We start from the raw sequence: 20,279 nt of genomic DNA on the forward strand, positions 1-20,279 counted from the left end.
ACCACCGAATCCCATCAACGGTTCTGCGCAACAGCTCGCCCGCGGGCGCGTCGTGTCAACCATGGTGCCAAGTTCATCGACGGGTAAGCAGCGCACCGAAGAATACGGTTTGGTTGCAGTGCTACTGATTTGTAACTTCTGGTTCTGCGCAATCCACGATACGTAAATTACCGATTTTTACAGCTTTCTCTGGAGTAACCTCAAACAACATCCTGTCACCGACATAGGAAAACCCAATCTTCATATTTTTTCGAAGCGAACGCGTGTTTGTTGGGCGAATGAATCCAGTCACTTTCTCAAGCTTTAGACGCTCGAAAGCAAATTGGACTACTGCCCTGCCGGCCTCGACCGCGATCCCCTTCCCCGAGGCCGCAAGGTGGAGACAGGTAACGAGTCCCACGTTGTTCGGACCTTCGGGCACATACGGGCCGCTGCACATCAATCCACAATAGCCAGCGAATTTTATGGCTTGGCCTTCATCCTTGACGAACACCATCCATAAGCCGAAACGATTGTGCTGCCAATGATTGATGAACTGAAGCAGTGCAGCTTTCGACTGCTCTATCGTCGGATAGACTCCATCCCCGATGGCGTTCACCACGAATGGGTCGCTATGAAGTCCATGTAGAAGAAGCTCGTCGCTATGCGACGGCGGCCTTAGGATCAGGCGCGGCGTTTCTAGAATGTGCATGACAAGCTTCTTTCCTGAGCTGGCGCTTATAATTGAGCGGCACCTACAACAAACGTGAACTATGATATTACAGAATGCGCGTTCCTTGGGTTAAAGTTCTAAGAAATTTCTGCAATAATCCTGTTTTCGGAAAACTGAAGGTTCTTTAAATTCGCTGAGTGGCGCGGCCATTGCACGCTGATGATGTTGCTGAAGTCAGCCAAGGAAGTTTGCATGCCCTTGCCTGGGCGCGAAAAGTCGAGAATGACACCCTTGGTGTAGGCGCGTAGGCAAGCAGAGTTCTTCCGAGAGTAGACCGGCGACGCGGTTCAGTTCGCGCTGCCGCAAGATCGCCAGCATGTTAGCGCGGTAAATCGTCCACACAAAGGTCTTGAACATGCGCCACCAGGCCCGTCTTATGCACAACCGCGTGTGTTAGAGAGGCTGCCCGATGTAGCTTAGCGATTGACTTGGCGTAGGACTCGGTTGTCTGTCATCGGGCGAAAATTCCCTAGTTGGCGCTGCTGCCGCCAGTTCCGGGACGCGTACCGGAACTGGCGGCTTTTGCTCCGGCGTCGATAGTCCATCCCGAGGGGGCGCTGGTGGTCCAACTTGGAGAACTTCTGATGATATTGGATCTACACCGTCAGGGCCTATCCGTGACTGCGATCGCCCGGCGAACGGGCCGCGATCCCAAGACAGTCCGCAAATACATCGATTGCGGGCTCGAACTCCCCGCCTACGGGCCGCGGCAGGCGGGGCGGCCAAACAAGATTGCACCGTTCGTCGACTATTTGCGCGAACGGGTCACAGCTTATCCCGACCTCTCGGCGCTGGGCCTGACGCGCGAGATTTGTGAGCGCGGCTATGACGGCGCCTACACCGCCGTGAAGCGCTTCGTCGCCGCGATCCGGCCCCAGGACCAGGTGCGTCCTTTCGAGGTGCGGTTCGAGACGCCGGCCGGATATCAAGCACAGGTCGACTTCGCGCGCTTCGTCACCGAGTTCACCGACGCGCCGGGCGTGATGCGCATCGTCTGGCTGTTCTCGCTCGTGCTTGGCCACTCGCGCTACATGTTCGCCCGCTACGTCATGCACCAGAACCTGCAGACGCTGCTGCGCTGTCATATGGAGGCTTTCGACGCCATTGGAGGAGTGCCGATCGATATCCTCTACGACAGGATGAAGACGGCGGTCACCCTCGAAGATAACGAAGGCCACATCATCTACAATCGCTCGCTGCTGGCGCTGGCCAAGCACTTTGGCTTCCAGCCCAGAGCCTGCCGGCCGTATCGCGCCAAAACCAAGGAGCAGGCATCACGATGCACCTTGTTGGAGTTTGTTGAGCGACAATTAATCTGGGCGGACGACCACATATCGACTGCCGGCGCCTTTTTCGAGTCTGACATTGCCCGGCGGTTCGTACAGGTATCGATGGTTGGTGGCGTAGCGGTGGCGCTTGAGAATGCCCTTTCGCCCGAATTGGTGAACGGTCGAGGCGCACACGCCGAGCTGCTGGGCTACTTCCTCGCCTGTCAGCATGCCGCTCTCCCGCAGCCGTTCGTACCGGCTCTTCATTCCATAGGTGCGGCGCACGAGCATGACCTTCTTCAGCGTGAAGGGTTCGCCGCGCCAGTTGCGATGCCCGAGTTCATTGAGACGGGCGGCGATCTGCTGGTCATTGGCGGTCTCCAGCAGCTCATTGATCAAGGCCACGACCTGTGCCGGCGTCTTGCGTATCACTGACATAGGCCGCGGTCTGGTCACCGACAGGCTCTGTGTGCGACCGCCGCGCCAGCGGATATGTATGTTGACCTGCTCGTCGACGAGCAGCGTCACGTCTTCGAAAGGCCGAGCATGCGCTTGTGTTCGACGCCACCGGTGCGCTCGTCTTTCCATATGCGGGGGAAATCGGCGGCCAGCGCCGTGATGCACTCCTGCGCTGGCTCGTCCAGCAGCGAGCGGTCGGCCTCGTTCTGGCGCTCGTGCAGGTACCGCCGTCGGGCAAGTTCAGCCTCATAGCGGGCGCGTTGCAGTTGCGTGCCGCGCAGCGCAGCGGCGTGCTCCACACGCTGGGTGATCTCCTTGCTGCACGGCAAGCGCGACATCGATTGCTGCCGGCGCCATCGCCTCCAGCAGGAGCGCGCTCACCGCGTCGTCGACTGGAGCGCCGCGGACCCATTGGCAATGTTTGCCGGCGTGCCGCACGACGGCTTCGTTGCAGACATAATAAGGACGCAGCCGCCCCTCGAACGGCTCGTAATGGATCGACGAGCTCGCGAATAAGGCGGTAGGGCGTGGAATACCAGTGTCCGTCGACCTCGACGTGATAGTCGGGCGCGACACGGCAACGCTTCCAGTGCGCAAAGACGTATGGCTGATCCGGCAGTGCGCCCAGCTTCGGCCTGTCTATCTCGGCGAAGAGTTCGGCGCGGCTGGAGCCGAAGCCGCGCATCTGGCGGGCGTGAGTTCGGCGACGAGCAGGCGGATGGCGCCGTTCAACTCCGCCAGGGAAAAGAAGCGCTGATTGCGCAGCCGCGCCAGGACCCAGCGCTGGGCAATTTGCACGGCGACCTCGACTTTTGCCTTATCCTTCGGGCGTCTCGGCCTGGCTGCAAGAACTGCGGTGCCGTAATGGCTCGCCATCTCCGCATAGGTCCGGTTGAGACCGGGGTCGTAGCGGTCGGGGTTGGTGACGGCGGCCCTGAGATTGTCGAAGACCACGAACTTCGGCACGCCACCCAGAAAGGTGAAGAGGTTCGTGTGCACGCCGATCCAGTCGGGCAGGCTCTCGCTCGGGCACGCCTCGGCGTAGGTATAGTTCGAGGCGCCCATCGCTGCGACGAACAGCTTCATGGGATGCGCTTCGCCGGTGATGGGGTCGAAGATGTCGATGGTGTCGCCGGCGAAATCGACAAACACCTTCTCGCCGCCCAGGTGCGTCTGGCGCATCGTCGGGCGCGCGCGCCCTTTCCAGGCCTCGAAGGTCGTACAAAACCAGGTGTAGCCAAAGCCGTCGGGATTGGCGGCGCGATACTCTTCCCACAGCAGCACCCGCGTTACACTGCGGCGACGCAACTCCTTCTCTACATAGCTCCAATCGGCACCGGCCGCCGGGGGCTTTGCGATGCCGCCTTCGGCGCCGGGAAGAGCAGCAGCTCAAGGCCTTCGTCATCCATCCCCTCGGGCAGCGGCCAGCTCAGCCTGGCGAGACGGGCGCGCCGCAGATAACCATGCACGACGCCATTGCTCACCCCGAGCGTGTGCGCGATGGCGCGTTCGGTCAGGCCTTGGACATGCCTTAGACGTAAAACTTCTCTGATCCGGCGCATCGACAATCTCTGGGTTGGCATCAGGCTTCCTCGTTTGAACGAGGCACCCTGTAGCTGAGTTGCCGGCCGAAGCGTCCCGCACCTCCGAAAAGGTGCTCACGATCGTCTGAAATCGTTGCTCATGATCTCGTGAAATCCGTGCTCACGATCGCCTGAAATACGCACGTAGTTCTCCCGTGGAAGACTGGCCAAAAACCGGGGCGCTCGACGGTCTCGAATAGTTGCCCGGCGATTGACGCCCAGCCTCCGCATGACATATCGTTGATGCGATCTAGTTGCCGGGCAATGGCGGCATTGGCCTCAGTTCTGCGAGAAGAAGGTCTGGGACGCATCATGCCGTAGCCGCGATTGATCTCGGGGATCGTGGAAGCTGGCGCGGCTGACGCCGACTGCGGATTGTCGGGACGATCAGTCGGGGAACGCCACCCAAGCAGCGAAACATCCTGACGTGTGAACCAATCCAATCGGGACGAACGCCAGCACGCACGAAGATCTCCGCCTCGCGGATCTCGCCGCTCTTGCGGTCGACAATCGGGATCTTCTTGCCGGAATAATCCACGAAGACCTTGTCGACCGTGCCCTCTCTGGCGCCCTTGCGACTGAAGAGCTTGTGCTCAAGCGCATCGTCTATCGGCTCCGGCAGGGGCCAGCTCAATCCAACCGCCGCTGCGCGCTGCATATTATCCTGCGCCGTACTGCGCGCTATCCCAATACGACCGCAAATCTCGCGGGAGTTCGTCCCGCTTCCCGCAAGCCGCAGCATTTGTCTCAATTGTGTCATGATCAGCCTTCTCTTTGCCGGTACCAAAATCTCCCCCGTTTATTGGAGTGATGATGTGGACGCCTCCATCACCGGCGTCAGCAAGCGTGATATGGCTTTGCTGTTGCCTCACTGGAAAGCAAGGAGCATCCGCAATGCAAATTACCACGATCGGGCTTGATCTGGCCAAGAACGTTTTTCAGGTTCATGGCATTGATCAAGAAGGCAAGGTTGGCGTCCGGCGAAGCCTTCGCCGTTCGGAGGTTGTTGAGTATTTCGCCAAACTTCCACCTTGCCTCGTTGGCATTGAAGCCTGTGCAACGGCGCATCACTGGGCTCGCGAGATCGGTCGATTTGGGCACACGGTTCGTCTGATGCCGCCTGCCTATGTAAAGCCCTACGTCAAACGCAACAAAAATGACATCGCCGATGCCGAAGCCATTTGGGAAGCGGTGACGAGGCCGAACATGCGCTTCGTTGCCGTGAAGACAGCGGCTCAACAATCGGTTTTGATGCTGCATCGCTGCCGAGTTCTTCTGGTCCGGCAACGAACTATGCTGGCCAATGCAATTCGCGCGCATCTGGAAGAATTCGGCATCGCGATGCCGCAAGGGATTCGTACTTTGCTGACGGCCCTGAATGTGCCGAAAAATGAAATGAACAACCTTCCCGATCTCGTCCGAATTGCACTCACCCCCATGACAGCAAGCCTCATCGAACTGGGTCAGCGCATTAAAGCACTGGAGATCGAGATTGCGCGCGAGCATCGCGGCAACGAGACCAGTCGCCGATTGGAAACGATTCCCGGTTTTGGTGTCATCACATCAACAGCGATGGCAGCGACAGTCGCAGACCCGACAGCCTTCAAATCTGGCCGTGAATTCGCCGCCTGGCTCGGTCTTACGCCAAGAGAGAGGGGTCCGCCAAGACGGCGTGGATCCGTAAGCTCATGGAGAAAAAGCCTGCGAAGGTCGTGGCGGTTGCGCTCGCCAACAAGATGGCGCGCATTGCCTGGGCGCTGATGACGAGAGGAGAGATTTACCGTGCCATCCCCGCTTGATCTGGCGTGGGCTTGAACGCGACAACGAGTTGGTGAGGACGAAAGACACTTGACGAGAACCGGTCAGGGGCCGGGGGTTGGAAAGCCCGAGGGGTGCAGCGACTTTTGAGCGCGCTGGAGTGTTTAGGGATCCAATCCGCGGAGATTCATCAGGGCCAGCGGCTCAACACACCCATCGAAAGGCCGAACATATGACTGCAACCGACCGTTTTTGAGAATGGTGCCACTTTCGTCTTGCCAAGGAGGCGTCCACATATGTACCCCTTTGGGGTGACAGTTCGGCATCAGGGATTGACCAGTCTTGTCGGGTTTTCGAAGAGAGAACCATGGCAAGATACCGCGCACAGCATCGAGTTTAAGCGTCAGGTCGCGCAGGAATATCTGTCCGGCGAGATGCCTCGCGGGTTGGCGAAACGCCACGACATCACCCGCAACCTGATCCCCTGATCCAGGAATACGAAACTCGGATTGCCGCCCTTGAGCGGCTCGTCGGAACAGGCCATGGAACTGGGGTTCCTGAAGGGGTCTGGGAGGGACTACATCCGCTATCACCGGCCCCGCGGTATCTCCGTCGCCGAAGGATGCCGGCATTGCACGCCCTACTATGATCGCTCGGCCGCATTGAGCGTCGAGGAGCGCCAGCGCCCGGCCGACCTGGAAGCCGCCTTGCATCATGCGGCGATCACTGCGGCGCCATCAACATCGACTCCCTTGCCCCCAGGGCACAGGCGCGAATGCACGCCCTTTCCTCCGAAGTCGGGCGCGTCGCCAAGCGCTGTGCGTCAGCGTTCTAGCTAAGCTAGAGTTCGGCGGCAAGGCGGTCTTTCAGCAGAGAGACGTCGCGCCGATCTCGGTCGGGATCAACCCACTAGGAGAGGTAGGCGCGGTGGCAAATGGAGACATGGTAACACCACCCACCTTGTCACAGTTGAATAGCTTTGCAGGGCGAAAAGGCCGCAACTTTGGAGAATGCCACCATGAGTGAAATGGACTTGATCGATAAAGTCATTCCACGTACGGATGTCGTTAAATGCACAGCGCGCATCGGCGCTGAAATCAGGAACATCAAGCTGTCGGCCGATTTGCCGGACCAGGCCATCGCTGCGATAAACGGTCTGGTGCTTGAGCACAAGGTCATCTTCTTCCGCGACCAGGGTCATCTCGACGACGCCGAGCAGGAGCGCTTTGCTCTTCGTTTCGGGAAGCCTTCGCCATATCCGGAGGGAACGATGCCGATCCTTGCGGTTGATTCCGTAGAAGGAACCCATTCTGACATTTGGCACATCGATTGGTCCTGCATGGATGCCTATCCCAAGATTTCGGTGCTGCGAGGCGTTGTGATCCCACCAGTCGGCGGCGATACGGTGTGGTCAAACACGGCGGCGGCATATCTCGACTTGCCGCTTCCGCTGCAACGGCTTGCCGACGACCTCTGGGCTGTTCACAGCTTCCCCGGAGCTTCTAAGAGGCCTTATGCCGAGCCCCTTACCGGACCGAAGATCGAGACCGAGCATCCCGTCGTACGCGTCCACCCCGAGACCGGCGAGCGCACGCTGGTGCTCGGCTCTTATGTAGCACATTTCGTTGGCATCTCGAAATATGACGGCGAGAGGCTCTTCGATTTATTTGAGTCTCATATCACCGCGCAGGAAAACACGGTGCGCTGGAAGTGGAAGCAAGGTGATGTTGCTATCTGGGACAACCGAGCCACGATGCATTGTGCGACTAAGGATTACGGCGATCAGCGCCGCATCGCCATCCGCGCGACCATCGAGGGCGAGGTGCCCGTCAGCGTCGACGGCCGGTACAGCGTTGCGCGATTCAAATTTCTCGGGCGGGATGAGAAACTGATCCCCTAACAAAGCCTAGAACTGACCCCCTCGTGTCAAACTAGGAGATATGGACGACTGATATGTCAGCGCATCCTGCGTTGTCGCGAACGATGCAGGGCGCGGAAATGCTTCAGGCTGACGAGGTGGTGGCGATATTGCGGCTGCACGAGCTTGGTTGGGGCGCCAAGCGGCTGTCGGAGGAATTTGGAAACGGGCGGAACACGGCGCGCCGATATTTTGTGCGAACGTCCGTTCCTTTCAAGAAGGCCGGTTCGGTAGTGCGTTTGACGGACTGGATGATTGGTTACGCGAGCGCTTCTTCCATACCGATGAAGCCGGACGGTGATTCCGAAACGAAGCCGGACACCCATTCCGCCGGACGCCGTTCCGATCTGAGGCCGGACACGCCCGAAGGGCCTTTGGGCCTGTTTGATGATTTCGGGGAATTGGATTGCGGTCAAGTCAGAGTTGTTTGTGGCATGGGCGGCTCGTTGTTTGCGCATGCTGTCGCAATAGTTCGAAGCGATAGGCGTTGTGCACGAGGCGATCGAGGATGGCGTCGGCAATGGTGGGTTTTTGATCATGTCGTACCACTGGTCGACCGGGATGGTGACGATGGTCGCACGCCTCTCGCAGCGTTTCTCGATATGCTTATGACAGCTGATCATGCCGCTAAGCATTCGAGCGCATGCACGGGACCATCAAAGGAGGCAACCGTCAAGCGCTTCCACTACGACGATCACGACCAACTGCGTCGGCACCTTGCCGACTTCGTCGCAGCCTACAACTTCGGTCGCAGGCCCAAGACCCTCAAAGGCCTCACGCCCTACGAGTTCCTCTGCAAGGCATGGGCTTCCCAGCCCGAGCAATTCACTCTCAATCCGCTTCAGCAAATGCCGGGACTAAACACCTAATCGACGGGCTCCTACCACACCGCCGGTAATCAAGGCGTTGAGAAACAAACCCTTCAACTAAGTTTATAGAATCTTTGCGAGCGCAAACCGCTGAGAATAGTACGTTAAGCGCAAAGTCTGAGGTCAGGCACGGCTAAAGCAGTTGATGCCTGTTTACGTTCATGCCGCCGCACAGCACGCAAGGGAAGTTGACGCCAATGGCAAGAAAAGCGCTCATCCTGGTTGAAGGTCATAGGGTTAACGGTATGCTATACGTCCAAGCGGCCCAGCGTCTTGGTCTTCATCCGATTACCCTGTCGTCCGAGCCATCTCAGTACGACTATCTTGCGGCGGAAAGGCTTGAGGCAATCCGTGTCGATACAGACAATTTCGATGCGCTGATCTGCGAATGTTCTCGGCTACGTGCGACCTACGACATTGCCGGCATTACTGGCTTTGCGGGCGACGACGAGTCGATCTATACGACAGTTGGCAAGCTCTGCCGGCATTTCGATCTACCGGGACCGAACCCCGCATCGATTGAACGATGCTGCGACAAATTCGTTCAACGTCAGCTCCTTGCGGAGGCCGACGTTCCAGTACCTGCTTATCGCGTGGCGGCGAGTGCAAAAGACGTGGAAAGCTCTGCCGCGGAGATCGGCCTGCCGGTGATTGTAAAGCCAACCGTAGGCAGCGGCAGTATCGGTGTCCGACTGTGCCGCAATGTCTATGAGTTAGCCGAACATTCCACCTATCTGCTGGGGGGGAGGCACATATGGCGGTCTTCGCCGAGGATACTGGTCGAAGAATTCGCACAAGGCCCACAGTATAGTGTTGACATGATGGGAAATGAACTCATCGGGATTTGTGCCGCTGAATTCGGCCTCCCACCGCATTTCGTCTTTCGTGGGTACAGCCATCCGGCCCCGCTGACTGATGAGGAGCATGAGCGTGTCGCCAACGTTTCGCTGAGCTGTTCGCAAGCTCTCGGCCTCGGCTGGGGGCCATGGTTCGTTGAGTTCCGGTGGACGAAGCGCGGGCCAGTCATCATTGAAGTCAATCCGCGTCTTGCGGGTGGGCCCAATCCTCGGCTGGTTCAGCTGGCTTACGGTGTCGATCTCATCACCGAGCACATCAAGCTTGTTATCGGCGAGGAATGGAATTTGAGCAGAAGGCATTCGCATGCCGCGGGCGCGCGGTTTCTGGTGCCTGATCGCGATGGCATCCTGGAATGGATCACCGGCAACTGTCAGGCGGCTGCTGTGCCAGATGTCGCCGAGGTCCAGTTGTATGTTGAGCCCAAGATGCCGATCTTCAGGAAAGGCGATCACCGAGACCGCATCGGGCATGTCGTTGCCGCTTCATCCAGCCTTGCTCAGACCGAGGCGATACTTGAGCGTGCTGTCGACTTAATTAGTTGGTCGATCTCTCCATTTCCGACCCCTGGCGAACAAAGACAACCAGAAGCCTCTCACCTTCCCGCACGAACGGAGGTGGCGCTACCCAAAAAGTGATCGTAGAAAAATTCGTGCACTCGACTCGGCGCCGGATCGAACGTCATCTGGCCGAAGAGCATCTGCTGCCTGGCAAGACACTCGACAGCTTCGCCTTCGATGCCGTACCGATGGTCTCCAAGGCGCAGGTCATCGCCATGACCGCCGGCGGCAGCTGGCTCGCAAAGGGTGCCAATATCCTGTTGTTGGCCCGCCCGGCGGCGGAAAGGCGCATCTCGCTGCAGCTATCAGGCTCGCCCTCATCGAGAACGCCTGGCGCTTGCTGTTCACCCGAACCACCGATCTCGTTCAGAAGCTTCAGTTCGCACGGCGTGAGCTGCAGCTCGAATCCGCCATCGCGAAGCTCGACAAGTTCGATCTGCTGATCCTCGACGATCTGGCCTACGTCACCAAAGACCAGGCCGAAACGAGCGTGCTCTTCGAACTCATCTGCGCAAGAAATGAGCGGCGTTCCATCTGATCACCGCCAATCAACCATTTGGAGAATGGAACAGGGTCTTTCCGGATCCCGCCATCACCCTCGCCGCGGTCAACCGACTTGTTCATCAGCAACGATCTTCGAGATAATGTCGAAAGCTACTGGCGCAGATCCGCCATCGAAGCCAAACGCCAGCGCGGCAGGCCTCCTGCGCGACAATCAAAAACGTATGGCCCGCCCGTCGGCAAGAGGTTTATTTCTGATGGCAACTATTGGTCTGCATCAACGTATACGGCGTGTCGGCTGAAGCCGTCGCCAAGATGGAGATTCGCACGCTCCGGGCCTCATAAATCTCACGGCGTCGACGCGCCATCTTTTGAACCAGGCCTCCAGAACGTCGGCTTGACCGTCGGGCCATCTTTCAAAGTCCTCCCGCATACATCATGGGTCACACGGCGTTCATTTCGTGTCGCCGCTGACCTGATTGTTTCAAGCTGCCATCGCCGTGGCTCGGTTGGCCTGGAAGGTTACCTCGCGTCGCAATATCATCCATGCGATACGGGCAAGTTTGTTGGCCAGCGCGACGACCACCGTATTGCGGTGTCGTCTTGCCAGCAGATTACGCAACCAAACGCCCAGCGTGGTCTGGCTTCGGGCCAGTGAGGGCAACGCGGCCCTGGCCCCATGGATCAGTAGCGTTCCCCTTCGAAGATGAATTAGCCATGCCATTGACGGATCAAGTCTGTTGACGGCTTCGCTCTGGTCGAGTTGGGGGGCTATGCCCCACATTGTTCAGCAGGTGGAAATCCGAATTCCTGATCAGCTTTGCCAGCTTAAAGCCGTGATCCGGCGTCACGGTCGGGTCATTCTTGGACCAGATAATCAAGGTCTGAGGCTGAAGCCGATCAAGGTAGGTGAAGATGTATCTTTGCTTCTTCGAGCGTGTCGGTTCCGCTTTCGAAGAGCGCCATGATCTTTGCGGCCAAGGCCTCACGTTCGGGGCTGTCCGGCGGGAAATGGCCGCCGAGCTCCGCGAGCGCCGTGCTGAGCATTTCCAGTTGTTCTGGACGTGCAAAACTATGGTGCGGCATGGCAGACTCTCTCAAAGCGCCTGAAGCCATTCACGCCCGCCGAATTATCGCAGTCCGCGTGTCAATCGAACAAGCCGCTTTTGCGGGCCGGCGCTATGCGCCATCTCAAAGCGCCGGAAACACATACCAGTTCCGTGTGTGAACCCATTCGGGCACGATCCTCCAGGTCGCCCGAATTCCTCGAGCACGATAGTTTCACCCCTCCCACGCGAAACCTTAAGCCAAAAGCTTTTTGCACGCGGCGATCCACTGCACGGCCGACATCGGATCTTCCAAAATCGCGGCGCTCGTAGCGAATTCCTGAAAAGCCTGGTGTGCAGCGCTTACGGGTTTGTGGCGTCATATGCATCACAGCACGCCAAGCGAATGAACTCTCACTGTAGGCCCGGCCGGCAATCGTCGCAAATGTGTCGTCAAGACGGTGACCATTCCGGGGCCTAGCCCCCTCGTTCCACTCTCGACGAGACCGATCTCGCCGCATCTGCAACAGCTGCATCAGTGCCGGCTCAGCTCCAGGTTGGCCTGCTACTACCCTGCTTGAGCGCGATCGCGCGGAGCAGCAGCCGAAGCGCCCATGCGGCGTCCGACCGCCCGCCGATATGTCCAAAGCTGTGCGGGCGGAATGTTGCGAACGACGAAATCATAGTGCGAAACAATGTAGCGATCGGGCATCTTGATCACCGGCGACAAAGGTCCATACGTGATCTGGATGACGGGCGCGCCAACAGGAATGCGAGCCAACAAATCCTCGAGCAGAGCAATACGCCGCTCCATCGGAAAGCTCAGCAGCGGCACTGCGCTGATGACACAGTCGAATTGTTCGGATTTCCGCTCCGCCAGGACCTGGTCCAGCGAAAAGGCGTCGCCCAGCCGAACATCGACATCCGGAAACTGCCGCCTCAGGCGGTGATGGAAGTCCTCGGAATATTCCACTGAAACCAGCTGCTGCGGCTTGATACCCGTTTCAAGGATAGCCTTGATGATGACGCCTGTTCCGGCACCAAGCTCAAGCACCGGCAGTCTTGATGCTGGGAAAAATCATAAAATCGATTAGCTGCGGGATAGCACCATCGCGGTTCGCTTGCGCTTCGCTGGGGTTCCGTACAAGAACCGGCTAGACGGCTAAGCACATCAGCGCTTTTGCTTCGGCAACGCAGTGATTCATCTGGAACGGAGGCAAAAAGACAAATGCATTGAGCCGCATCTGTTTGGAGCCGCAAAACGCGGCAAGCACACCCATCCCCGCGTCGTCTGTCGAGCAGAGAAGTGTTGCGTTTGCTTGGATCACCGCCGGAAAAAGAAACTCGTCGGCTGATCCGGCTTGCGGGGCGCCCCCGTCGGGCGCTCGATGGCGAGCCGTTGACGAGGCGGAAGCTCGCCGGCATGCAATTCGCGCAGACGTTGGTCCAGTTCCTTATCCACCGCCGTCAAGCGATGATTGAGGCGAAGATAGTCCATCCAAGTCGGCGTGCGGAATGTCTCCGTCCACTGCAACGGCTCCTGCAGGTCGCGCTGAAGGTTCCAGTGCCTTGCGCCGGCGCGGCTTTGCGCGCGACGCCGTTCTCGCATCTGATCGAGAAATTCCTCGAGGTTCGCTTCCGGAATGGCGTATTCTATCTTGACCACGATCGGCCCGCTCCTCGACTTGAGGTCGAGGGCAAGTTGCGGGGTCTCGAAATCAAGCGAATCCTGATCGGATTCCTTCCATTGCCGGATTGGCAGAAGGAGCCCGGTTGCAGCAACCAGCAGCAGGGCACCAGCGGAACTCTCGAGCGCCAGGGTGAGGGAATAGTTTTCAGCCACCACGCCCCACAGCCAGCTTCCGGCCGCAATACCGCCTGACGCAAGCGCAGAGTAGATCGAGAGCGTACGCCCGACGACCCATCGTGGGCTCGACAGTTGCACGCTGACGTCAAGCCCGGTCCAGGTGACGACCCACCCTGCCCCGCCAAGGGTCAAGGCAATCGTCGCCACAAAGATCGAAGGCGTGAAAGCGAGCGCCAGGCAGCAGGCGGCGCAGGAGATGCACGCCAGCGTGGTCAGCCGCTCCTGCGACAGCGCCCGTCTCAACGCATTGTTGGAGATGCCCGCGCCTAAGGCGCCAGCGCCAAATCCGGCCATTAGGACACCATAGACGATCGGCCCGCCGCCGAGCTGATCGCGCGCGACGAGAGGCAGCAGCGCCAGGATGGAAATGCTTGTCAGTCCGAACAGAGCTCCGCGCGCGATGGCAGCCTTGATCTCTCCCGACAGCGCCGTGAAGCGCGCCCCGTCATGAATGGCCATGGTCAACGGCTCTCGCGGAAGAGGCGAAGACCGGCCGCTCCATTTGCAGACGGCAATGACCCAAAGCATCGCGAAATAGGTCAGCGTCGCCAAGGCAAAGGCGGTCAGCGGTCCGAAGGAGGCGACAACGATGCCACCGAGTGCGGGACCCATGCTTCGCATGGCATTGTAGCCGACCGAGATCAGCGTGACAGCGGCGGGAACTTCGCGCTTTCGCAGAATGTCGCCAACCGAAGCGTGCCAGGCCGGATCGGTGAAGGCAGCGCCGCATCCGGCCAGACAGCTGAATGCGAGGATCTTCCATGGATTGTATATTCCCAGCCCAGCATGATCGACGACAATGCTATCACGCACCAGCCGATCGCCATGACATGGCGGCGGCTGAAATTGTCGGCAATGGCGCCGGCAAAGATCGACAACACGAAGACGGGCAGCGTCGTGGAGGCCTGCACCAGAGCCACCATCACGTCAGAGGTGGAGATGGTTGCCATGAGCCAGCTGACCGCGACGCCCTGGAACAGCCAGCCCAAGCTAGACACTTGAGCCGCCAGCCAGACGGCGCGGAACGTGGGGTTTTCCAGCGGCGCAAACGTCGCCGAGGAAACTGAAGCCGCGTCCGCGCGCACCACCCTGCTCATTGGGCCGAGCCTCTCAAAATCGTATGAGGTTAAGTTCGAGATTTCCCCTTGCCGCAATTGCCCATGGAGCGTGGCAGGATCAGGGCATTATCGGTCTAAGGTCCAGATTATTTTTCGGGAAACTGCCCATTTCGCCGAAACGAACTCTCACCTTGTAGCTCGACGCGGCGCTAATGGTGGCGCGATATGCACCCATCCTGTTGGCTCGGCTCCCCATCAAGGTCGTCGCGGTTTCGCTCGGCGAAAAAAAACGCTGTTTTTGGCCTTGATGAACCGACAGGCAGAATATACCAGGCATCCTCTCTCAACAGAAGTCGAGGAGATCGGCGAGAGCGCTTTCGACACTGCAGCCGGAGGAACCTACCTTTCCGAGCGCGAGAAGCTCGTTCAGGGCGGCGACGGCGGGGACCTCTTCCCGGCGGGGCATCCGGAGGCCGGTTGCCGAATCGGCTCTTTTGCTTTTCAACGTGAACTGCTGCCAACGCTGTTTTGCGGATCATGCCGCTCTGTCATGAAGAGAGCGGTCCGCGTCATAGTCGACCGCGATTCATCTCGCCTGCGCGAGTCTGACGGGAACTTAAAAAGGGCGCCCGGGAACAGGGCGCCCCTTCTCATCGACGAAATGCTCGGACTGGAGGTCCGTGATCAAGCATTGCGCCGACAACCAATTGAAGGCTCGCCGTACCCGCTTCGACGCGGGGTACGAGCCGTTCAATCCTCAGAACGAGCGCTGGAACCGAACAAAACCGCCTACGCTGTTTTTCTTGTCAGCACCGGTCCAGTTCAAGGCCGGAGCAGGAGAGCCAGCACCGAATTCGTCGAAGCGGCCTGCATGCAGGTAATCGACTTCGGTCGTGATCGTGAAGCCGGGAACGATATCGTAAGCGATATTCGCCGCAACACCGAGGTTCTTCCACTCATCATAGGAGACCTGGGCACTGAATGAGGTCTTCTCGTTGAACTTGTAGGTGCCTCCGCCCCACACAGCCCAGTTGCCGCCCCACTGCTTGTAGATGCCACGACCGCGGCCCGGGATCGCCCAGGTCGGATCCGACAGATTGTCGTCCGTGCCATAGCCGGCCATCGCGAACAGCGAAACTGCCTCACCAACATTGACGTCGAGACGGACCTTGCCGGCCACTTCTTCGTAGTTGCTGTCGTAAGCGACGACGGCCGTAATGGCGCCCCAGCCCTGCGTCCACTTCACGCCGCCGACGACGTGCGGCACGTAGCTGTCGATGGTACCCTTGACGCCCGAGCCTTCTTCGAGCGAAACCACGGCCGAGAAACCGTTGCCGGCGTCGAAGTAGTACTGGATCACATTGGTGTTTAAATCGCCGTAGGACACCAGCGTGTCGTTGATAACGTTACCGGCATATCCAATGAAGCTTTCGAAAGCCGTGTCGGTCTTGCCAATGCGGAGACCGCCGAGCTGAATCCAGGCGTGCTTCAGATTGACGGCCTGGTTGTGCGCGGGATTGGGAGCGGTACCAAAGTCGCCTTGATCGTTGCCGAAATCGAAGCGAGTCTCGGTGTAGGTCTTCAAGGTGCCGAGTTCAGTTTCCTGGCCGCTCCAGGTCCTCAGCGAAAAGCGCGCGTTCTTGTACCAGGTGTTGTTGCGGCTACCGTCCTTATGATCCTCATTTGTCGCACCGTCGTACGACCCGACGTCGCCGAAGCCGATGTCGTAACGGACATAGCCGCCGATGCGCAGGCAGGTTTCGGTGCCGGGAATGTAGAAGTAGCCAGAGCCGTACACGTCGCAGATCTTGACGTATTCGGCCGGTTCCGGCTCGGCGACCGTCACAGCGTCCGCGGCGCGAGCACCGGACGCTGCGATCAGGGCCGCAGCTGAGCCGAGAAGAAGGCTCTTGATGTTCATACTTGATCTCCTTGAATGATTTGAAAAGGGGCGAGGACGTCGATGGACGAACCGCTCCCTGTCCCCACGATCGAAAAAGATGCGCATCGCGAAGCATCCTTCCCGGCTCGAAAGCTATTCACCGGACGGAATAGTGCAAGGTCAAATTCATTTTATCAGCTACACGGCGAGGTTTGAGTTGTATTTTTATCACTAAATCTTCGATATTACTTGCACAAATTGTACAACTATACATTTGCACAAACGGCACCGTTGGCACATTGACTGTTGCGTACACGTCTAAGGTACGCACACGGCCAGGGACGCCTGACCAGTCGTCAGATAGATTCGATCAGAGAAATAGCCCGGGCGGCCGATACAACAGCTTCTGTGTTCATACCTTCCCTGAGCAATTCGACAGGGACGCGACCATTGAGAAGAGGCGACGGGCTGATCAGCCAGAGCCAAGCCAATCTCGGATCGGAGATCGAGAAGAGGACCTGCCGGATTCCGGGCACAGGCCTGCCGTCGACGAACTGAGCAAGGGGAAATACATGCTTGCGGGAGCCTCTGCGAAAGGCGACCACATCATTGTGCCGCTGCCACCAATGCAGTGTTGATCGCGGTATTCCGAAAATTCTCTCGAGACGGGTTGACCCTGCAACTGGCCCGGCCCACTCAGCAATGCGGGCGCCTTCTCTTGGAACATCTTTCAGAACCGGATGCCCGAGCGGATGGTCGGCTGGTCGGGGCCGCGAAGCGATCTCACAGGCCCGAGCGTCTAGCCGTCGCGTTGCTTCGGCCTCGAGCCTGCCAAGTAATTCCGCGGCCACGGCGGTCAATTCGCGGGGAGGAGAACCCGAAGGCGCGCCAACGGGACCGTTACTTCGCTTGGCCTCATCGCATTGAGCAAGAATGCGTTGCACCTCCCTCATGACAAAGCTTGAAAGCTCGCTCTGGCGCTTGTCATCGGCAAGCTCACTCGATCCCGACATTGTGGCTTTCCCAATAGCATTCTCTCGGCAAGCGCTGAAAGAGCGTTGAAGACATGAAGCTTGGACGGCGATGTGTTGCGTTTCACATGCTCGCGTCCTGGCGGCCGTCTCGCGGCTTCAACTGCGCCTCTCAACAAAAGGGAGTGAACATCAATGGACGACCTTCTTTGCCGTCATGACCGGAACAAATGCACACCGCAGTGCATCTCTCGCATCGCGATGATTGTTTCAGCAAGGCAAAAAAACTATCTTACATCTGATATAATTCAGATGTCGCTTATAGCAACGATGTAGCCATTCTTTATTGTACAATTGAACTAATTTCTACATTTGTACGGACGTATATCGATCTCAACTTTGATATTCCTATTTCTGGCGCATAGATGCATTTCGCAACAAAGGTTGAAAGCTCGTCCTCGAACTTCTCTTTTTGCAGGATCGCTCGATCCACTCATGGGTCTTCCTGGCAGGGAGAGAGGTTTTAATCGGTGCCTCCAGCCGACTATCTGCTGCCGAAGAGCCACGCGCTGCGTCGTCGTCAAGGCGACCAGCAGGCCGCCCGGTGAGCCTACATATTAGAAGGCCCTTTCTGCTGAAGGCTGCAATCTGCGAGCGTTTGCTGCAGCTTTCCTGCGTTTTCCTCGGTGTACTCTGGAGGGACACCTTGCTGGCGATGGGGGAGAGTAGTTGGGCAATAAAGACAGGTACTGACTTTCGGCGAGCCACTCATCACTGGATTGTTGCTACTGGACGCTGCGCCGCTGGTCGGAGGAGGGAAAGCTGCTGATCGGTGAGGAGAGCTATTCGGCTGCGCGGCGGACATTCGAGACAGCGCGGGCGTCACGGAATTTCCAGCCCACTGCTGTTTGCTTGGCGCAACGCGCATGGGGAGGGTCGGCTTGGTGAATGTGGCGTCTGCGCTTTCGTGCCGGCGATGATCGTCCCGGATCAGCCGAAGAAGGATCAGAACCGACTGGAAGGCTCCCTCTGGCTCGACGGAGAGACCCTACGGTTATTCACGCTCACCACCTCAATGTAGGGGCCGGCAATGTCATCGTAGAGGAAATGGCGGATCTCATTCTCGGCCTCGACCCGCCTGGAACTGTCGGCGCCGCAAGGATCTTCAAAGCCATATCGACCGACGGGATCGATGGCGACGCCCGGCTGCGAGGAACTGGTCGCCGGTTGACGCCCAGCCCGGACTGCCACTCAGTCGCGTTGTCACCAGAGAGGACGCCGCGGACGCGACATGAACGACTGCCGGCGTGTTGTCACGCATGTTCTCCCTTCGGCCAAGCGGATCCGAGACAATCGATGGCCGGGGGGATTGTCGGGGTCGAGATATGCTTGGCGAACGCCCCTATTCACGAGGTCGGCGAAACTCGCTGCTGATTTAATGCGGACCTGCATGCCGACCCTTGCAAAGACCACCACAAGACCCGTGTCCTGGCAGATCGGCCGCCGCCCGAAAGCCGCCATGCGGGAGTTCAGCAAAATCTGCCCGATAGCATTCTTGGCCGAGGGGCTCTGTTCGCACGCATAGGCCTGCGAAAGAGACCGGACATAATCTGGAGGATGGTAGTGTGAGATATACTGAAGAGCGTCGGCAACGCTCCGTGTGATGTCCTTGCCAGCAATGATCCGCGATCTGTTTACCACCTGATCTCATCCAAATGAGCCGAGGCCGCTGACCATTTTCAGGTTCTGGAAGCTCCGCACCCCTTGCTCGCCTCTGGCCTGCTGCCGGTTTCGTGGTCACCGAGATAAGGTGTTTGACGGAAGTGGAGAGTGGGAATGCAAAGAAGAAAGTTCAGCCGCGAGTTCAAGCTCGAAGCGGTGATATTGATCAAGGATCGGGGCGTTGCGGTGGCCAGGCTGCCCGCGACCTCGATGTCCACGAGAATGTGCTGCGCAAATGGGTGCGCGAGCTGTCGGCCGATCCGCAGCACGCCTTTCCCGGCCACGGGCAGATGAAGCCCGAGCAGCAGGAGATTGACCGGCTGCGCGAGGAAGTCGCGAAGCTGAAGGCGGAGCGCGACATCCTAAAAAAGGCCGCAGCCTACTTCGCGAGGGAAGTGACATGAAGTTCGCTTTCATCGCGAGGCACCGGAACATCTGGCCGGTGGCATGGCTGTGCGACGCTCTGGATGTGTCCCGCTCAGGCTTCCATGCCAGGCTCAATCGCAGTCCCAGCGCTCGTTCCCGACACGAGATTCTCGTTGCCAAGATCGACCGAAGCTTCAAGAGCAGCGACCGAACCTATGGTTCACGTCGCGTCTGGCATGAGTGCTGGCCGAAGGCCTGTCCTGCGGCCTGCATCGCATCGAGCGGCTCATGCGGGAGAACGCGCTGCGGGCTCGGCCGCGGCGTCGTGGGTTGCCGAAGGATAAGGGCGAGCGCACGGCAGTGTCGGACAACCTCCTTGACCGTGCCTTCGAGGCATCGGCGCCAAACTGTTGTCAAGCGAAGTGAGGATTTGACCCCTTTGGCGAAGTGAGGAACTGACCCCCTTCACTGGTTTGCAGTTTCGTTGGGTTCAAGCGTCGGTCCGGTCTTCTGCAGAAGGCCGGACCGACGCTTTTCGCGGAGACGGTAGCTGTCGCCGCGGATGGTGATCACGGTTGAGTGGTGAAGCAGGCGGTCCAGGATCGCCGTGGCCACAACGGGGTCGCCAAAAACGCTGCCCCATTCGCCCACAGAGCGATTGGAGGTGATCAGGATCGAGCCCTTCTCGTAGCGCCGTGACACGAGTTGGAAGAACAGGTGGGCGGCATTGGCCTCGAAGGGCAGATAGCCCAGCTCGTCGATGATCAACAATTTCGGCCGCGCCAGGATCGCCAACTGCTTGTCGAGCGAGCCGTCGCTGTGGGCCTTGGCCAGCGTCGCCACCAACGTAGCAGCCGTGATGAACTGCACGTTGTAATTCTAGC

General features: G+C 58.7%; 10 protein-coding genes and 12 pseudogenes. 10 read left to right on the forward strand and 12 right to left on the reverse strand.

Features of this window, described 5'->3' with window-relative positions; genetic code table 11:
• Nucleotides 1-121: 121 nt before the first annotated feature.
• Nucleotides 122-691: a GNAT family N-acetyltransferase gene (locus tag LCM4577_RS24125; protein ID WP_071073844.1), complete on the reverse strand. Its 570-nt coding sequence runs from the start codon at nucleotides 689-691 to the stop codon at nucleotides 122-124.
• 581 nt (nucleotides 692-1,272) lie between these two features.
• Between LCM4577_RS24125 and istA (LCM4577_RS24130) the strand changes: the two are divergent.
• Nucleotides 1,273-1,992: pseudogene (istA, locus tag LCM4577_RS24130) on the forward strand (IS21 family transposase); the annotation flags it as partial.
• A 512-nt stretch (nucleotides 1,993-2,504) separates the two neighbouring features.
• Here the strand turns inward: istA (LCM4577_RS24130) and LCM4577_RS24135 are convergent.
• The 3 genes and pseudogenes from LCM4577_RS24135 to LCM4577_RS24145 all read right to left on the reverse strand — a co-directional run bounded on the left by LCM4577_RS24135 (nucleotide 2,505) and on the right by LCM4577_RS24145 (nucleotide 4,782).
• A complete protein-coding gene (locus LCM4577_RS24135) occupies nucleotides 2,505-2,777 on the reverse strand; it encodes a hypothetical protein (protein WP_244508419.1) in 273 nt (90 codons plus the stop codon).
• Nucleotides 2,778-2,932: 155 nt separating this feature from the next.
• A pseudogene (istA, locus tag LCM4577_RS24140) lies at nucleotides 2,933-4,022 on the reverse strand (IS21 family transposase); the annotation flags it as partial.
• A 310-nt stretch (nucleotides 4,023-4,332) separates the two neighbouring features.
• On the reverse strand, nucleotides 4,333-4,782 hold the full coding sequence (locus LCM4577_RS24145) for a transposase (protein ID WP_198541075.1): 450 nt from the start codon (nucleotides 4,780-4,782) through the stop codon (nucleotides 4,333-4,335).
• Here LCM4577_RS24145 and LCM4577_RS24150 point away from each other — a divergent pair.
• From LCM4577_RS24150 to LCM4577_RS24170, 5 genes and pseudogenes are all read left to right on the forward strand, one after another.
• Nucleotides 4,781-4,942 (forward strand): hypothetical protein, encoded by a 162-nt coding sequence (locus LCM4577_RS24150; RefSeq protein ID WP_157900496.1) that lies wholly within the window; start codon nucleotides 4,781-4,783, stop codon nucleotides 4,940-4,942. The genes LCM4577_RS24145 and LCM4577_RS24150 overlap by 2 nt on opposite strands.
• A pseudogene (locus LCM4577_RS24155) lies at nucleotides 4,917-5,821 on the forward strand (IS110 family transposase). The gene LCM4577_RS24150 and the pseudogene LCM4577_RS24155 overlap by 26 nt, the downstream one beginning before the upstream one ends.
• Before the next feature lie 291 nt (nucleotides 5,822-6,112).
• A complete protein-coding gene (locus LCM4577_RS24160; RefSeq protein WP_244508418.1) occupies nucleotides 6,113-6,268 on the forward strand; it encodes a hypothetical protein in 156 nt (51 codons plus the stop codon).
• A 530-nt stretch (nucleotides 6,269-6,798) separates the two neighbouring features.
• Nucleotides 6,799-7,680: a TauD/TfdA family dioxygenase gene (locus tag LCM4577_RS24165; RefSeq protein ID WP_071073849.1), complete on the forward strand. Its 882-nt coding sequence runs from the start codon at nucleotides 6,799-6,801 to the stop codon at nucleotides 7,678-7,680.
• 53 nt (nucleotides 7,681-7,733) lie between these two features.
• Nucleotides 7,734-7,984 (forward strand): annotated as a pseudogene (locus LCM4577_RS24170) (IS21 family transposase); the annotation flags it as partial.
• A gap of 160 nt (nucleotides 7,985-8,144) precedes the next feature.
• On the opposite strand, the pseudogene LCM4577_RS24175 reads toward LCM4577_RS24170, so the two are convergent.
• A pseudogene (locus tag LCM4577_RS24175) lies at nucleotides 8,145-8,300 on the reverse strand (ATP-binding protein); the annotation flags it as partial.
• A 57-nt stretch (nucleotides 8,301-8,357) separates the two neighbouring features.
• Here LCM4577_RS24175 and LCM4577_RS24180 point away from each other — a divergent pair.
• The 3 genes and pseudogenes from LCM4577_RS24180 to LCM4577_RS24190 all read left to right on the forward strand — a co-directional run.
• Nucleotides 8,358-8,567: pseudogene (locus tag LCM4577_RS24180) on the forward strand (IS3 family transposase); the annotation flags it as partial.
• Nucleotides 8,568-8,764: 197 nt separating this feature from the next.
• On the forward strand, nucleotides 8,765-10,060 hold the full coding sequence (locus tag LCM4577_RS24185; RefSeq protein ID WP_071073851.1) for an acetyl-CoA carboxylase biotin carboxylase subunit family protein: 1,296 nt from the start codon (nucleotides 8,765-8,767) through the stop codon (nucleotides 10,058-10,060).
• Nucleotides 9,964-10,685: pseudogene (locus LCM4577_RS24190) on the forward strand (ATP-binding protein); the annotation flags it as partial. The gene LCM4577_RS24185 and the pseudogene LCM4577_RS24190, both read left to right, overlap by 97 nt.
• Before the next feature lie 698 nt (nucleotides 10,686-11,383).
• Here the strand turns inward: LCM4577_RS24190 and LCM4577_RS24195 are convergent.
• The 6 genes and pseudogenes from LCM4577_RS24195 to LCM4577_RS24220 form a co-directional block, all read right to left on the reverse strand.
• The gene (locus LCM4577_RS24195; RefSeq protein WP_131803514.1) at nucleotides 11,384-11,569 is read right to left on the reverse strand and encodes a hypothetical protein; all 186 of its coding nucleotides are present in this window, start codon (nucleotides 11,567-11,569) and stop codon (nucleotides 11,384-11,386) included.
• Between the two features lie 528 nt (nucleotides 11,570-12,097).
• A pseudogene (pmtA, locus tag LCM4577_RS24200) lies at nucleotides 12,098-12,601 on the reverse strand (phospholipid N-methyltransferase PmtA); the annotation flags it as partial.
• Between the two features lie 252 nt (nucleotides 12,602-12,853).
• Nucleotides 12,854-14,493, reverse strand: a pseudogene (locus tag LCM4577_RS24205) (MFS transporter).
• A gap of 718 nt (nucleotides 14,494-15,211) precedes the next feature.
• The gene (locus tag LCM4577_RS24210) at nucleotides 15,212-16,375 is read right to left on the reverse strand and encodes a porin (RefSeq protein ID WP_071073855.1); all 1,164 of its coding nucleotides are present in this window, start codon (nucleotides 16,373-16,375) and stop codon (nucleotides 15,212-15,214) included.
• 317 nt (nucleotides 16,376-16,692) lie between these two features.
• Nucleotides 16,693-17,349, reverse strand: coding sequence for a hypothetical protein (locus LCM4577_RS24215; RefSeq protein WP_131803516.1), 657 nt, complete (start codon nucleotides 17,347-17,349; stop codon nucleotides 16,693-16,695).
• A gap of 1,242 nt (nucleotides 17,350-18,591) precedes the next feature.
• A pseudogene (locus tag LCM4577_RS24220) lies at nucleotides 18,592-19,008 on the reverse strand (fumarate hydratase); the annotation flags it as partial.
• Nucleotides 19,009-19,143: 135 nt separating this feature from the next.
• On the opposite strand from LCM4577_RS24220, the pseudogene LCM4577_RS24225 reads away from it, so the two are divergent.
• Nucleotides 19,144-19,803: pseudogene (locus LCM4577_RS24225) on the forward strand (IS3 family transposase); the annotation flags it as partial.
• Nucleotides 19,804-19,860: 57 nt separating this feature from the next.
• Here the strand turns inward: LCM4577_RS24225 and LCM4577_RS24230 are convergent.
• Nucleotides 19,861-20,274: pseudogene (locus tag LCM4577_RS24230) on the reverse strand (ATP-binding protein); the annotation flags it as partial.
• Between the last annotated feature and the right edge of the window lie 5 nt (nucleotides 20,275-20,279).

It is taken from the genome of Mesorhizobium sp. LCM 4577, assembly GCF_001854795.2.
Classification (GTDB): Bacteria; Pseudomonadota; Alphaproteobacteria; order Rhizobiales; family Rhizobiaceae; genus Mesorhizobium; species Mesorhizobium plurifarium.